This window comes from Dyella ginsengisoli (genome assembly GCF_044904665.1).
GTDB classification, from domain to species: Bacteria; Pseudomonadota; Gammaproteobacteria; order Xanthomonadales; family Rhodanobacteraceae; genus Dyella_A; species Dyella_A ginsengisoli.
The window spans coordinates 42,584-55,861 of the sequence record NZ_JADIKM010000002.1 but is presented as its reverse complement, the minus strand read 5'-3'; the positions used below and the strand labels follow the sequence as shown (position 1 = coordinate 55,861).

At 64.3% G+C, this 13,278-nt stretch carries 13 protein-coding genes; 7 read left to right on the top strand and 6 right to left on the bottom strand.

Translation table 11 applies throughout. The features are described from left to right. The first annotated feature begins 151 nt into the window (after positions 1–151). Both ISP17_RS07210 and ISP17_RS07205 read left to right on the top strand, forming a co-directional pair. On the top strand, positions 152–517 hold the full coding sequence (locus ISP17_RS07210; RefSeq protein WP_404631567.1) for a PadR family transcriptional regulator: 366 nt from the start codon (positions 152–154) through the stop codon (positions 515–517). Next, the gene (locus ISP17_RS07205) at positions 517–1,443 is read left to right on the top strand and encodes a sensor domain-containing protein (RefSeq protein WP_404631565.1); all 927 of its coding nucleotides are present in this window, start codon (positions 517–519) and stop codon (positions 1,441–1,443) included. The genes ISP17_RS07210 and ISP17_RS07205 overlap by 1 nt, the downstream gene beginning before the upstream one ends. Before the next feature lie 90 nt (positions 1,444–1,533). Here ISP17_RS07205 and ISP17_RS07200 read toward each other — a convergent pair whose 3' ends face one another. From ISP17_RS07200 to ISP17_RS07190, 3 genes are all read right to left on the bottom strand, one after another. Beyond that, positions 1,534–2,736 carry a DUF1501 domain-containing protein gene (locus tag ISP17_RS07200; protein WP_404631563.1) on the bottom strand — a complete coding sequence of 401 codons (1,203 nt, stop codon included), beginning with the start codon at positions 2,734–2,736 and terminating at the stop codon, positions 1,534–1,536. Between the two features lie 17 nt (positions 2,737–2,753). Next, a complete protein-coding gene (locus ISP17_RS07195) occupies positions 2,754–4,322 on the bottom strand; it encodes a DUF1800 domain-containing protein (protein WP_404631561.1) in 1,569 nt (522 codons plus the stop codon). A gap of 180 nt (positions 4,323–4,502) precedes the next feature. Next, complete coding sequence (locus tag ISP17_RS07190) at positions 4,503–4,790, bottom strand: hypothetical protein (RefSeq protein WP_404631559.1); 288 nt, start codon at positions 4,788–4,790, stop codon at positions 4,503–4,505. A 109-nt stretch (positions 4,791–4,899) separates the two neighbouring features. Between ISP17_RS07190 and ISP17_RS07185 the strand changes: the two genes are divergently transcribed. The 3 genes from ISP17_RS07185 (at position 4,900) to ISP17_RS07175 (ending at position 7,718) form a co-directional block, all read left to right on the top strand. Then, complete coding sequence (locus tag ISP17_RS07185) at positions 4,900–5,511, top strand: class I SAM-dependent DNA methyltransferase (protein WP_404631557.1); 612 nt, start codon at positions 4,900–4,902, stop codon at positions 5,509–5,511. A gap of 183 nt (positions 5,512–5,694) precedes the next feature. Continuing rightward, the gene (locus ISP17_RS07180) at positions 5,695–6,780 is read left to right on the top strand and encodes a DUF262 domain-containing protein (protein WP_404631555.1); all 1,086 of its coding nucleotides are present in this window, start codon (positions 5,695–5,697) and stop codon (positions 6,778–6,780) included. A gap of 2 nt (positions 6,781–6,782) precedes the next feature. Then, positions 6,783–7,718: a hypothetical protein gene (locus ISP17_RS07175; protein WP_404631553.1), complete on the top strand. Its 936-nt coding sequence runs from the start codon at positions 6,783–6,785 to the stop codon at positions 7,716–7,718. A gap of 261 nt (positions 7,719–7,979) precedes the next feature. Here the strand turns inward: ISP17_RS07175 and ISP17_RS07170 are convergent, their stop codons facing one another. Continuing rightward, entirely contained in the window at positions 7,980–8,864 is an 885-nt protein-coding gene (locus ISP17_RS07170) for an AraC family transcriptional regulator (protein ID WP_404631551.1), read from the bottom strand. Positions 8,865–9,001: 137 nt separating this feature from the next. On the opposite strand from ISP17_RS07170, the gene ISP17_RS07165 reads away from it, so the two are divergent. Then, complete coding sequence (locus tag ISP17_RS07165) at positions 9,002–9,754, top strand: SDR family NAD(P)-dependent oxidoreductase (RefSeq protein WP_404631549.1); 753 nt, start codon at positions 9,002–9,004, stop codon at positions 9,752–9,754. 11 nt (positions 9,755–9,765) lie between these two features. Next, positions 9,766–10,068 (top strand): hypothetical protein, encoded by a 303-nt coding sequence (locus ISP17_RS07160; RefSeq protein ID WP_404631547.1) that lies wholly within the window; start codon positions 9,766–9,768, stop codon positions 10,066–10,068. Between the two features lie 222 nt (positions 10,069–10,290). On the opposite strand, the gene ISP17_RS07155 is transcribed toward ISP17_RS07160, so the two are convergent. Beyond that, a complete protein-coding gene (locus ISP17_RS07155) occupies positions 10,291–11,142 on the bottom strand; it encodes an alpha/beta hydrolase (RefSeq protein ID WP_404631545.1) in 852 nt (283 codons plus the stop codon). A gap of 158 nt (positions 11,143–11,300) precedes the next feature. After that, the gene (typA, locus tag ISP17_RS07150; RefSeq protein ID WP_404631543.1) at positions 11,301–13,148 is read right to left on the bottom strand and encodes a translational GTPase TypA; all 1,848 of its coding nucleotides are present in this window, start codon (positions 13,146–13,148) and stop codon (positions 11,301–11,303) included. Positions 13,149–13,278 lie beyond the last annotated feature (130 nt).

The following is a 13,278-nucleotide window of genomic DNA, read 5'->3' as shown; positions in this document are numbered from 1 at the left end:
TCCCCCGAACGATAGAGCTGTTCAGGGGAGAGGGAGCAAGGCGCGGGCTCCGAGGTCCGCAGTTCGCATCGCCCCATGACTTCATACCCATATACTAGTCATAACTTCGCACTATGCTTCATCCCGACACAGGTAGCAGGGCGGGCATGTCGTGGATGAGGACGTCGTCAGTGCGCTGAAGAAGTTCCAGAAGGAGCTGTCGGCCGGCACCGTATCGCTGGCCCTGCTCGCCGTGCTTGGGCGGTCGCGCCAGCCGATGTACGGCTACCAGATCGCCAAGCGGCTGGAGGAGGCGGGCGAGGGGGTGCTCGCCGGCAAGCAGAGTGCGCTGTACCCGGTGCTGCGCAACCTGGAGGCGGCGGGGCTGCTCGCCAGCGAGGTGGAGCCCTCCGTGAGCGGGCCGCCGCGCCGCTATTACCGCATTACCAAACCCGGCCGCGAAGTGCTGCGCGAGTGGATCGCTGCATGGCACGCCACGCGCGATTCGGTGGACCGGATTCTTGAGGGAGAGCTGTGATGACTGCACCACGCACGATTGCCGATTACCTCGCGCAGCTGCGCGATGCGCTGCGCGGCGCGGACCCCGCGCTGATCCAGGACGCGCTGTACGACGCCGAGGAGCACCTGCGTGCCGAGCTGGCTGACCAGCCCAACCGCAGCGAGGCCGAGATGCTGGCCCAGGTGGTGGGCAGCTACGGCGCGCCGGATGAGGTGGCGGAGATCTATCGCGACCAGGAGATCAAGATCCAGCGCGCTCTGCGCCCGCCACTGGCGCCGAAGCGCAACTCGCTGATCGGCCGCTTCTTCGGTGTGGCCGCGGACGTGCGCACCTGGGGCTCGCTGTTCTACATGCTGCTGGCGCTGGGCACCGGCATCGCCTACTTCGTGCTGGTGGTGGTGGGCATGTCGCTGTCGGCCGGCCTGTCAGTGCTGATCATCGGCGTGCCGTTCATCGTGCTGTTCTTCGGCACGGTGCGGGTGCTGGCCCTGATGGAAGGGCGCATCGTGGAAGCGATGCTCGGCGTGCGCATGCCCAGGCGGCCGCCGTATCCGTCGTCGGGCACCACGCTGATGAAGCGCATCGGCGCGATGTTCACCGATCCGCGCACCTGGACCACGATGTTCTACATGGTGCTGATGCTGCCGCTGGGCATCGCCTACTTCACGCTCACCGTGACGCTGATGACGGTCGCGCTGGGGTTCATGGCGGCCCCGTTCGCCCGGCTGATCAATGTCGGCGACATCAATCGCGCGTTCGTCGACGGCACCATCACCGTCGACTGGGGCTTCGGCCCGCACGTGCCGGGCTGGAGTGAGTTGATTGCGATGGGCGTGATCGGCGTGCTGCTGTTCTTCACCACGCTGCACCTGGTGCGCGGGCTGGGCCGGCTGCAGGGCCAGCTGGCCAAGCACCTGCTGGTGGCGAGTGCGGCGGGTCAGTGATCGACGCCTTGAACCGTGCGGGCAATCGCTCACGGCGAGCCTGACTGAGCTGCGGCGGGCGCCAGCGCATCGACGAAGCGCTGGCGCCCGCTACACCAACCCCAGATCCCCCGGTGCGGCCTGCGGAAACACCGATTGCAGCTGCTCGCGGCGCAGGCCCCACAGGCGCGCCATCAGGCCGCCGAGCACGTCGCGGTAGTTGTTGAGCACGGGGTAATCGCGGTTCTGCAGCAGGTTGGCCTGCGTCACGGCCAGCTGCCGGCCGGCGATCTGTCCGCCGCGCACTTGGCCGCCTAGCACCCAGTACGTGGTGCCGTGGCCGTGGTCGGTGCCTTTGTCGCCGTTCTCGCGGAAGGTGCGGCCGAACTCGGAGAGGACCACCACCGTGGTGTTGTTCCACTCGTCGCCGAGCGCGTCGGCGTAGGCGGCGAGGCCTTCGCCCAGGTTGCGCAGGTTGTTGGCCAGGCCGCCGGTGACGCTGCCCTGGTTGACGTGGGTGTCCCAGCCGCCGACGTCGACGAAGCCGAGCCGGTACTTGTCGCGCATCAGCGTGGCAATGCGCCGCGTCTCGCTGGCGAAGTTGCGTGCGCTGGGCGCGCCGCGGCTGGCGGCGACCATCTCCTGCATCAGGTCCTCGGTGACGTTCTTGCGCAGGGCGAGGCCGTCGGCGGAGGCCGCGGCGAGCGGCGTGCCGCGGTACATGCTGGCGAGGATGTCCGCCTGGCGATCGTTGAAGTGCGCCCTGGTGTTGCCCTTGAGCGAGATGTTGGGGATGTCCTTGGCGGCGCCTTGGAAGCTCAGCGGCAGGTTGCTGGTGAAGGCGATGGCCGGCGTGCCGTTGAGCAGGCCGGAGAGGCGCGCCATGAAGCCGGAGCGGTAGTTGCCGCTGTGATCCAGCGGCTCGCCGCGTTCGATGTTGTCTTGCGTCTCGAAGTGGCTGCGCGAGAGGTCGTCGGTGCCGGCGAACGGCACGAAGGCCACCTGCTTCTTCTGCCACAGCGGGTAGATCGAATCGCGCAGCACCGGGTTGAGGCTCCAGTGGCTATCCAGCGGCAGGGCGCTGTCCGGACTGTTGGCGTCGGGGCGGGCGATCGCCAGCGTGGGGCGCGACTCGTAATAGAAGTCGCTGCCGGTAGGCACCAGCAGGTTGTTGCAGTCGTAGCCGCCGCGCAGGAACACCAGCAGGAAGCGCGGCGTGCTGGCGGGTGCGGCGAACAGGCGGCCGGAAAACGACAGCGCCGGTGCGGCGAGCGCGGCAGCGGCGGTGGCACGGAGAAACTGGCGACGATCCATGAGGTGGGCCTCTTCTCTCAGCGGTAATTGAAGTCGGGCGAGGAGAGCAGGAAGGTGTTCCACTCCTGCGGCGAGTTGGCTTTGGCCAGCGCGGCCTGCGCGGCGGGCGACAGCCAGGGCGCGATGGTTTCCTCATAGAGCGGCCCGTTCAGCGCTGGCGGCGCGGGGTGCATGCGCGGCGGCACCGGGCCGGTGCCGTCGTCATCGGCCTCGAACAGCCGGCTGCGGCCGCTGCCGATCATCCCCGCGATGTCGAAGCGCTTGGCCATCTGTCCCGAGCCGGACCAGCTGGCGCTGTCCAGCGGCCAGCCGTCCGGCGTGATGCGGCCGTACACCGGCTCGCCCATCTGCTGCAGCGCGCCGACCAGCGGCTGCGCGTTGCCGATCGGGCGGCCGTCCAGGCTCACGCGCATCGCCGAGACGAGGAACTGCATCGGGTCCTTGAACTTGCCGCCGGCGGTGGCCGTGAGTTCCTTCGAGGTGAACAGCGTGCGCAGCACGGCGGCGATGTCGCCGTCGGTGCGCTGGAAGGTTTTCGCCATCGCGTCCACCAGCGCGGGCGGTGGATCGTCGGCCACGAAGTACTGCGCTAACTGCCGAGACACGAAACGCGCGCAGGCCGGCTGGCTGACGATCAGGTCCACCGCCTGTTCCACCTCCTCGAAGCCGCCGCCGCGGATGCGGTGGCCGAGGAAGGTCTTGTCGCTGTCGTCGTGCCGGGCCGGGTTGAACTCGAACAGCCCGCGCTGCACCACGCCGGGACGCGTGCCGCCGAAGCGGCCGAAGCGACCGAAGCGTCGTCCGCCCTCGGCCTGGCGCGGGCGCGCCACGCCCACCCCGGTCAGGATCAGCGCCAGCTGCTGCACATCCTGCTGGGTGTAGCCACTGCCCACGCCCAGCGTGTGCAGCTCCATCAGCTCGCGCGCGTAGTTCTCGTTGACCTTGCCCTTGGCGTTCTGCGCGTTGTCCAGGTACACCAGCATCGCCGGGCTTTCCAGCGTGGACATCACCAGGTCGCGGAACTTGCCCAGCGCATGCGGGCGGATCACGTGCTCCTCGTAGTCGGCCGCCAGCAGCTTTACCGGCCCCTTGGCGCCGTACACGCTGAAGTGGTTCAACCAGAACCACACCATCTGCTCCTTCAGCGGATTGCTGCCGTAGATCGCGTGCAGCAGCTCGGCCTGCTGGGCCTCGCGCAGCAGCTGGCGGCCGTCCTTCTGCGCGGCCTTCTTGGCCGCTACCTTGGCGTCGCCGTCGGGCATCGCCTTCACCTGCTTCAGCGCGTCGCGGTAGCGCTTCAAAAGCTCCAGCGGCGGCGTGTTGATGGCGTCGTAGCTGTCCAGCAACTGCTGGATGGGCGGCGGCAGCGTGTCGTCGCGATCGGCTAGTGCTTGATCGAGCCAGCCGTCGCGGCCGAGCTGGCGGTAGCGTGCCAGGGTGGCGCTGTCCACGCCGAAGCTTGCCCGGCGCAGCCAGGCGATGTCGTCATGGGAGAGCGGGGCGCCCGTAGAGCTGGCGAGCCCGGGCGTGGCGCCGGCCGCGGCCAGCAGCAAACCAGCGGCGAGCGAGGCAAAGGTGCGGCGCATGCGAAGCCATCCGTGCAGTGGGCGATGCGATCGTCAACGCGGACGCCGCGCTGCGGTGTACCGGGTCGCGCTGCCGCGTCCGCCCCATTCAGCCTTCGCAACACCTTGCGCCCCTGTAGGAGCGGCTTCAGCCGCGATGCTCTCCCCGCAAGTCCGACGAAAGCCGCCCACCCGACGCGCTCAAAACTCCTCCACAAACTCCACCACCATGCCACGCTCGCGCCCGATCGCCTCGGCCACGTTTTGCACCGCATCCACGCGGTTGGCGTTGGAGGCTTCCACTTCCACGTAGTAGATCTTGCCCTCGCTGTCGTCCACCAGTTCGCTGGAACTGGAATCGTCGCGCATCGTGGGGGTGAGGTCGTCCACCTCTTCCACGTGCTCGATGCCGTCGAGGCCGTGCAGGGCGTTTATCACGGCGTCGGCGTCTTCGCGGCTGCCGATCAGGCGCATGCGGACCATGGGCATGGGTGTTCTCCTTGTGGCGGAGTGACCATGCTGCGACGGCCCGCGTGGGCGCCGGGTGATGCCGGCGCGACGGCGGTTACCATGCGCGTTGACCGCCAGGATGCCCGCCGTGCCCAAGACCTACGATCGCGCCTATTTCGACAAGTGGTACCGCCACCCGGACCACACCGTCGCCTCGCCCGCCGAGTTGCGCCGCAAGGTGACGCTGGCCGTGGCCCAGGCCGAGTACTACCTGGGCCGCCCCATCCGCAGCGTGCTCGACGTGGGCTGCGGCGAGGCGCCGTGGCGCGCCCACCTGCGCGCGCTGCGCCCGGACGCAAGCTACCGCGGGCTGGACGCCAGCGAGTACGTGGTCAACCGCTACGGCCGCAGCCGCAACATCGGCCTGGCCACCTTCGGTCAGCTTGAATACCTGCGCTTCGACACCCGCTTTGATCTGATCGTCTGCACCGACGTGCTGCACTACCTCAAGCCCGCGGAAATCCGCGCCGGTCTCGGCGGCATCGTCGACATGCTCGAAGGCATCGCCTTCCTCGAAGTGTTCACGCGCGCCGACGACCCCGCCGGCGACATGCACGGCTTCGTCGCCCGCACCCCGCAGTGGTACCTGCGCGAGTTCCAGCAGGCGGGATTGCTGCCGTGCGGGTCGCATTGCTACCTGGGGCCAAGGTTGGAGCGGCGGGTGGCGGCGTTGGAGAGGGCGCAGGTGGTGGCGGGGTGAGGTGCGGGGGATGTTTGCTGTCGACCCGGAGCTGCTGTTCGCGGCACTCTTGATCCGCCACACAACCCAGCGGAGCTAAGTCACTTCGGGTAGTGTCTAAGCAGTCGATGGTTTCCCAAGGCGGGCTAATCCACGACAGACCAAGCCTTCATCTGATAACGAGCGTGATACTAGGGGAAGTGGATGACATGGATTACTACTGAGCAGGCTGATCTGTTGGCGCGGTTTCGATTGGCGCAAGACAGCCTCCTCTTCCAAGCCGCCGACCTATCCTTGGCTTCACTCGGCCAGATGGTCGAGACGAACGCTATCGACATCGCTCCCTCCTACCAGCGCCGTCATCGTTGGCCGGCTGAAAAGCAGTCTGCGCTTATCGAGTCGTTCTTGCTCAATATCCCCGTTCCGCCCATCTATCTGGCCGAGGACGAGACTGGCAGGTATTCAGTTGTTGATGGAAAGCAGCGGCTAACGGCAATCGCTGACTTCATGACTGAACGCTTGCGCCTGAAAAATCTCGAGTCGTTGGTTGAGGCCGAAGGATATCGCTTCTCCGATTTTCCGGATGAAGTGCGAAATACTCTTTCCATACGACCCTTCCTAAGGGTTATTACCCTCCTCAGGAAGTCAAGTCCGCTGCTTAAATATGAGGTTTTCATTAGGCTAAATCGTGGCGGCGAAAGCATGGAGCCTCAGGAGCTGAGAAATGTCGCTTTCAGAGGGCCGTTAAATGAGCTAATCATGAGTCTATCGACAAATACTTTCCTTGGGAGTCAGCTAAAGATCAAGGATGATTCTTCAAGCGCATTCAAACTAATGGCTGATGTCGAGCTCGTCCTTCGCTTCTTGACGCTTCGAGAGCATTGGGAGACTTTTTCCGGCTCACTTAGAATGGCGATGGATCGATTCATGGCGGAAAATGCACATGCGTCGAAAGAAAAGCTGGACAACTATTCAAAGCGATTCCAAAGAGCAATTGGCGGATGTGAAGATCTTTGGGGTGCTCATGCTTTTCAGAGACCAGCCCCAAATGACGGTTGGCGCGACCAACTTCTTAACGGTGTATACGACGCGCAGATGGTTGCCGTGGATCAGCTTTCGGATGCCGAGCTGGCATCGCTCAGCGCTAAGTCTGAGCAAGTCCAGAATTCGATGCGCCAGCTCTTCGAGGTGCGAGAATTCGACCGAGCAGCCCGCGAGGCAACGAATACTCCCAGTCGAGTCAAATACAGAATCAATGAAGTAATAAAGCAACTGCGAGCGCTTGTCTGACCATGTCACAGGCGAGAAAGGATTTACTTGCGCGACTGTCAAAATTGGCTGATGCGGCATCGAAGGATGAAGTCAATTCAAAGCCCGCGCACGAGGAGGGGTGGAATGAGCGCGCCAGGCTTTTGAAGATTGGAATTGCGCTCAGTGTTTTCACGTCACTTGAGGACTTCGTAAAGCGCCGGGTAATCGAAGTCCTGTTGAAATTGAATACCATATCTCCGAAGTCGAAAGCCATACCTTCAAAGTTGTTGGATGCTTTGACGGTTGAGGCCGTTAAAACTGTGGCGGGACGTATAAACCACGCTGAGCGATTCAAAATTGGCGACGTTAGGGTGTTCGCCATGGATCAAGCGAAAAAGATTGCGTCTCTTGCGGATAACCTGATCATTCCCTCAGAAATGGCGTTGACCGACAACAACTCCAATATCTCATGGGCATTAATAGAAGGTGCCTTGCTTTCATTCGGTGTCACGAATCCTGCCTCTGTCATGGGTGGAGTGGCTCAGAGGATTGCCGGTGGTATCTTCGCTCCAAAGGACCATTTCGAAAAAGCGACCGAATTGAGGCATCAGGTTGCGCATGAACCATGGTTCGATATGCCGGTTGGGGACATGACGACCCACCTCAGCACAGGAGCGATGCTTTGCTGCTCTTTCGATCTTGTGCTCTCGACGGCCGCGGCGAGAATCGTGCAAGGAACCCATCTTATCCAGCCGTCAAGCACTTCCAACAAAGATGTGGCATTGATTTTTGTGGAGAAGGCGGGAGGAAGGTGGCGCCATAAAGGCGAAGGGGCAAAGAAGGGTAAGGTCGCGGCTGATGAAGACCTCGCATTTGAGGCGGCCCGTAATGTAGGTGGCGGCACTCAAAGCTGCGTCGTCATAGCCCCGGCAGATGCCAGATCTCCCTGCACACGGTGGGACGCACCTTTTTTATAGGGTGATAGTGACTACCTTCAGGCACGCATAAGCGGTGCGGAACATGCTGAGGCTCGCTCGATTCACCTCAGCTACGCGATAACCATACGACAGCGTTCCGTAAGTAATCCACTGACGCACTCGCCGGATATTCCGTTTGGAGGAGATGCGCCCTCTGGCCGAAGGCGATCACACAAAGTTGAAACGTAGCCGCCCAAAGGCGGCTTTTCCTGCCGCTAGGCATGAAACTCAATTGAAGTTGCATAGGTTGCACCGGATAGCCTATGCGCGCAGCTCTTCTCGCAGCCGTTGCGCATCCCGCAGCGGCGATGCGCCGAACAGGCGCGCGTAGTCGCGACTGAACTGCGAGGGGCTTTCGTAGCCCACGCGGTAGGCCACGTCCGAAGCCGTGCGCGCGCCGGTCATCAGCAGCTGGCGGGCGCGCAGCAGGCGTAGCTGTTTCTGGAACTGGATGGGACTCATCGCGGTGATCGCCTTGAAGTGGCGGTGGAAGGTGGCGGGGCTCATCGCGGCGAGGTCGGCGAGGGTTTCTACCTGCACCGAGCGGTCGTGGTGCGCGCGCAGCCATGCGATGGTGCGGCGGATGCGCGAAAGCATGCTGTCCGGCAGTGCGATCTCGCGCAGCATCCAGCCCTGCGGACCTTGCAGCACGCGATACAGGATCTCGCGCTCGTACACCGGTGCCAGCGCCGGGATGTCGCCCGGGTGTTCCATCAGGCGCAGCAGTCGCAGCCACGCGTCGAGCAGATCCGGCGTCATGGGGCAGATGCAGAAGCCGCGCTCGGTGTGCGTGCCCGGCGCGGGCGTGGGCAACTCATCCAGCAGGTCGGCCAGCACGTCCGGGTCGAGCGTCAGGGCCACGGCGAGGTAGGGCTGGCCGTCGCGGTCCGGGTGCACGGTGCCGGTGGCCGGCACGTCGATCGACATCACGAAGTAGTGGGCGGGGTCGTAGCGATAGGCTTGGCCGCCGATCGTGAGGGTTTTCCCGCCCTGCAGGATCAGGTTGATCATCGGCTCGTAAACGGCGGCCAACTGGTGCTCGGGGATCTCGCCCTTGACCATGGCCACGCGCGGTATGCCGGTCTCGGTGCGGCGGTTTTCTGCGCGCGCGGCCAGTCGGCGCAGTTCGGCCAGGGCGGAATCCATCGGCGGATTATGCAGGCTGCGCCGGCGGCCGCCGGGCAATTGAGAGGATCGGGCAAGCGCGCGCCACGATCCGGCCAGGGCCGCTCGCGCGTGCGACCTACGCTGGCAGCCCCTTCTCCACGCTGCAGACTTTCCCCATGAACATCGCATTGATCACCGGCGCCAGCCGCGGTATCGGACACGCCACCGCCCTGGCCTGCGCCCGGCACGGCTTCGGCGTCGTCGCCACCTACCGCAGCCACCGGGCCGGCGCGGACGCGCTGGTCGAGCAGATCCGGGCCGCGGGCGGCACGGCGGAGGCCCTGCCGCTGGACGTGGGCGATGTCGCCAGCTTCGAGAGCTTCGCGCATGCGCTGTCGGGCACGCTGGAACGGGAGTGGGGGCGGCAATCGTTCGATGCCCTGGTCAACAATGCCGGCCACGGCGGCTTCCATCCCTTCGGCACCATCACCGAGGCGGTTTTCGACGGTCTGATGAACGTGCACCTCAAGGGACCGTTGTTCCTGACCCAGGCGCTGCTGCCGCTGCTGGCCGACGGCGGGGCGATCGTCAACGTGAGCAGCGCCACCACGCGCGTCGCCACCGTGGGCGTGGCGCCGTATGCCGCCATGAAGGGCGGGCTGGACGTGCTGACGCGCTACATGGCCAGGGAGTTCGGCCCGCGCCGCATCCGCGCCAACTCGGTCTCGCCCGGCGCCATCCGTACCGAACTGGGCGACAGCGCGTTGGACAAATATCCGGAATTTGCGCAGATGCTCGCCGACCAGACCGCGCTGGGGCGGGTGGGCGAGACGACCGACGTGGCCGGCGTGATCGCCTCGCTGCTGCTGCCCGAAAACGCCTGGATCAATGCGCAGCGGATCGAGGTCGGTGGCGGCTACTGCATCTGATGGCAACGACCATGCGGCCCGCCATCGAGCTCACGACATTCAAGCTGGCCGATGGGCTGCAGCTTGCCGACTTCATCGCCGCGAATGCCGACGTCGATCCATGGCTGCGGCGGCAGCGCGGATTCGTCTCGCGGATGCTGCTGCAGAAACCCGACGGCACCGTGGTGGACCTGGTGGTCTGGGAGCGGGCGGCCGACGCCAGGGCCTCCGCCCGTCGTCTCATGCGCGAGCTGGCCGATTCGCCCGTGCACGAGGCGATCGACCAGGGCACCGTTTGCTGGTCGGTGAGTCCGATCGCGCACTTGGTGCCGTGACGGGTAGGGCTGTCGTCTTACAGGCCGCGCGCCGATGACGCCCGGGGCACGAAGAAGCGACCGATCAGCCGCCGCGATGAGAGCCCTAAAACGGACTCAGCACGGGTCGTGCGTTCTGCGCTTCCAAGCCCGATGACTGTCTGCTTCTTTCCGGCTTCTGTCGTAGCCGTATGTCCCGCGGAAAGCCGCACTCAACGAAAACCGATACACGCTATCAACAGTCTAAGTCGCGTGTGTCCTGGTACTGCTGATCCGAATCATGCGAAGCGCGCTATCGACGTAATCCTTGAGGACCAAGCGATACGTATCTGAGTGAGTGCCGCCGGGGACTGCGACAAGGCGCGCTCCCGCGGGAAGCGCCCCGGCCGGACGCAGTAAGCCAATCGGAGTCTGCTCATCGGCCGTGCCCTGAAACACGACGACCGGAAAGCTTGGAGTCTCCGTCAATGCTTCCGCGAGCGAGTAGTCGTGCGGAAGAAGCTTTGACACCGGAAGGCGTGCGAGTGGCGATAGGTACCAGTGGGAGCGCAGGCGGACATCAATGGCGGAGGACAGCGAAGGTGTAGCCGCTTCGAGGATCAGTCCAGCAGGATGAATCCCCCGCGTCGCATAGGCGGCAAGCATCGAGCCAAGTGACCGACCCACGAGGACTGTCCTGGACAAAGGGCACGCTTCGCTCACGACGCCAAGCGCTTTGCTTGAAAGCCATTGGATTTCGTCGAGCTTTGTTCGACCTGGAGCTCCGTCTTGACCCGGATACGACAAGGCGAAAACGGCCAAGCCGTTTGCGGCATAGGCAGGAAACAGATCTTTCTGATAGCGCGCGACTTCGCCGTGTTGTCCTGGGAAAAAAACGATGCACCCCACTCGCGGTGTCCCGTATTGCCGCACCAGCAGCATGTTGCCGTCGCCGTCCGATACGCCATGCCGAGATTGCTCGTCGTGAGCGCCCGTCCACCCCACAGTCGGGAAAAGCAGTTGCTCTATGTGGAAATGGCAGAGGTATGCCGCAGCGCCGAAATAGAAAGCGGCGACGCTTCCAGCGAGCACGAGCAGGGAGGAGCGCTTCTTCACGGTCGAAGCCGAAAGTCGAGGCCGGTAGAGTGTTGACGATCTTCCGCTCTCTGTCGAAGGCCTGCTCCTGGCCGAAAACAACCGAGAGGAACCACCCGTCAAAAGAACAAAAAAAGCCGCCCGAGGGCGGCTTTTTCGTGCAGCGATGAAGCGACCGATCAGCCGCCGCGGGAGGCCCGCTTGCGGTCGTTTTCGGTGAGGTGCTTCTTGCGCATGCGGATTTCCTTCGGCGTGACTTCCACCAGCTCGTCGTCGTCGATGAAGTCCAGTGCCTGCTCCAGGGTGAACTTGGTCGCCGGGGTCAGCTGGATCGCGTCGTCCTTGCCCGAGGCGCGCATGTTGGTCAGCGGCTTGGGCTTGATCGCGTTGACGGTGAGGTCGTTGTCCTTGGCGTGAATGCCGATCAGCTGGCCTTCGTACACCGAGTCGCCTTCGGCGGCGAACAGCTTGCCGCGCTCCTGCAGCGGCCCCAGCGAGTAGGCGGGGGTGGTGCCGCCGGCGTTGGCGATCATCACGCCGTTCTGGCGCTTGGCGATCGGCGCGGGGGTATACGGGCCGTAATGGTCGAACACGTGGAACAGCAGGCCCGAACCCTGGGTGAGGGTCTTGAACTGGTTCTGGAAGCCGATCAGGCCGCGCGCCGGGATCATGTACTCCAGGCGCACGCGGCCCTTGCCGTCGGAGACCATGTTCTTCAGGTCACCCTTGCGGATGCCCAGACGCTCCATCACGCCGCCCTGGTGGATCTCCTCGATATCCACCACCAGCTGCTCGATCGGCTCCATCTTCTGGCCGTCGATCTCCTTGATGATGACCTCCGGGCGCGACACGGCCAGCTCGTAGCCTTCGCGACGCATGTTCTCGATCAGCACCGACAGGTGCAGTTCGCCACGGCCGGAAACGAGGAACTTGTCGGCGTCCGAACCGTCTTCCACGCGCAGGGCCACGTTGTGCACCTGCTCGCGCTCGAGGCGCTCGCGGATCTGGCGGCTGGTGAGGAACTTGCCGCCCGACAGATCCTTGTTGCCGACGAAGGGCGAGTTGTTGACCTGGAAGGTCATGCTGATCATCGGCTCGTCCACGCTCAGCGGCGGCAGCGCCTCGGGCACGTCCGGTGCAGTGATCGTGTCGGAAATGGTCAGCTCGGGGATGCCCGCAATGGCGACGATGTCACCCGCTTCGGCACTGTCCTGTTCGATCCGCTCCAGGCCGAGGAAGCCGAGCACCTGGGCGATCTTGCCCTGGCGCTTCTTGCCGTGGCGGTCGATCACGGCCACCTGCATGCCCTTCTTCAGGGTGCCGCGCTGGACGCGACCGATGCCGATGACGCCGACGAAGTTGTTGTAGTCGAGCTGGCTGATGCGCATCTGGAACGGGCCGTCCGGATCCACGTCGGGCTTCGGCGCGTGCTGCATGATCGCTTCGTACAGCGGGGTCATGTCGCCTTCGCGGGCGTTCTCGTCCAGCGAGGCATAGCCGTTCAACGCCGAGGCGTAAACGATCGGGAATTCCATCTGCTCATCGCTGGCGCCGAGCTTTTCGAACAGGTCCCAGACCTGCTCGACCACCCACTCCGGGCGCGCACCCGGACGGTCGACCTTGTTCACCACCACGATCGGGCGGAAGCCCATGGCGAACGCCTTCTGGGTGACGAAGCGGGTTTGCGGCATCGGGCCGTCCATCGCATCGACCAGGATCAGCACGGTGTCCACCATCGACAGCACGCGCTCCACCTCGCCGCCGAAGTCGGCGTGTCCGGGGGTGTCGACGATGTTGATGCGGTTCTTGACGCCCTTCTTCTTGTCTTCCCAGGTGATCGCCGTGTTCTTGGCCAGGATCGTGATGCCACGCTCCTTTTCCTGGTCGTTCGAATCCATCACGCGCTCAGCCAGCACGGTGCGCTGGTCAAGCGTGCCGGACTGCTTGAGCAGCTGATCGACGAGGGTGGTCTTGCCGTGGTCGACGTGGGCGACGATGGCGATATTGCGCAGGTTTTCGATGGACATGGGTAAAGGCTCGGCGGGCGCCGTGAGGGCCGCCTATAGGTTGTCAGTAGGAATAACCTGAGGATTATACGGACTTGTGTGACAACTTGCTGCGCCGCCGCGGAAAACGGTTCAGCCGCACGGGCGCCGG

Bases quoted from the DNA above. Each gene is read 5' to 3' on its own strand.
- ISP17_RS07195 (WP_404631561.1), bottom strand. From the start codon at position 4,322: ATGCGCCGCACCTTTGCCTCGCTCGCCGCTGGTTTGCTGCTGGCCGCG.
- ISP17_RS07165 (WP_404631549.1), top strand. From the start codon at position 9,002: ATGAACATCGCATTGATCACCGGCGCCAGCCGCGGTATCGGACACGCC.
- typA (WP_404631543.1), bottom strand. From the start codon at position 13,148: ATGTCCATCGAAAACCTGCGCAATATCGCCATCGTCGCCCACGTCGAC.
- ISP17_RS07200 (WP_404631563.1), bottom strand. From the start codon at position 2,736: ATGGATCGTCGCCAGTTTCTCCGTGCCACCGCCGCTGCCGCGCTCGCC.
- ISP17_RS07170 (WP_404631551.1), bottom strand. From the start codon at position 8,864: ATGGATTCCGCCCTGGCCGAACTGCGCCGACTGGCCGCGCGCGCAGAA.
- ISP17_RS07160 (WP_404631547.1), top strand. From the start codon at position 9,766: ATGCGGCCCGCCATCGAGCTCACGACATTCAAGCTGGCCGATGGGCTG.
- ISP17_RS07175 (WP_404631553.1), top strand. From the start codon at position 6,783: ATGTCACAGGCGAGAAAGGATTTACTTGCGCGACTGTCAAAATTGGCT.
- ISP17_RS07180 (WP_404631555.1), top strand. From the start codon at position 5,695: ATGACATGGATTACTACTGAGCAGGCTGATCTGTTGGCGCGGTTTCGA.
- ISP17_RS07205 (WP_404631565.1), top strand. From the start codon at position 517: ATGACTGCACCACGCACGATTGCCGATTACCTCGCGCAGCTGCGCGAT.
- ISP17_RS07190 (WP_404631559.1), bottom strand. From the start codon at position 4,790: ATGCCCATGGTCCGCATGCGCCTGATCGGCAGCCGCGAAGACGCCGAC.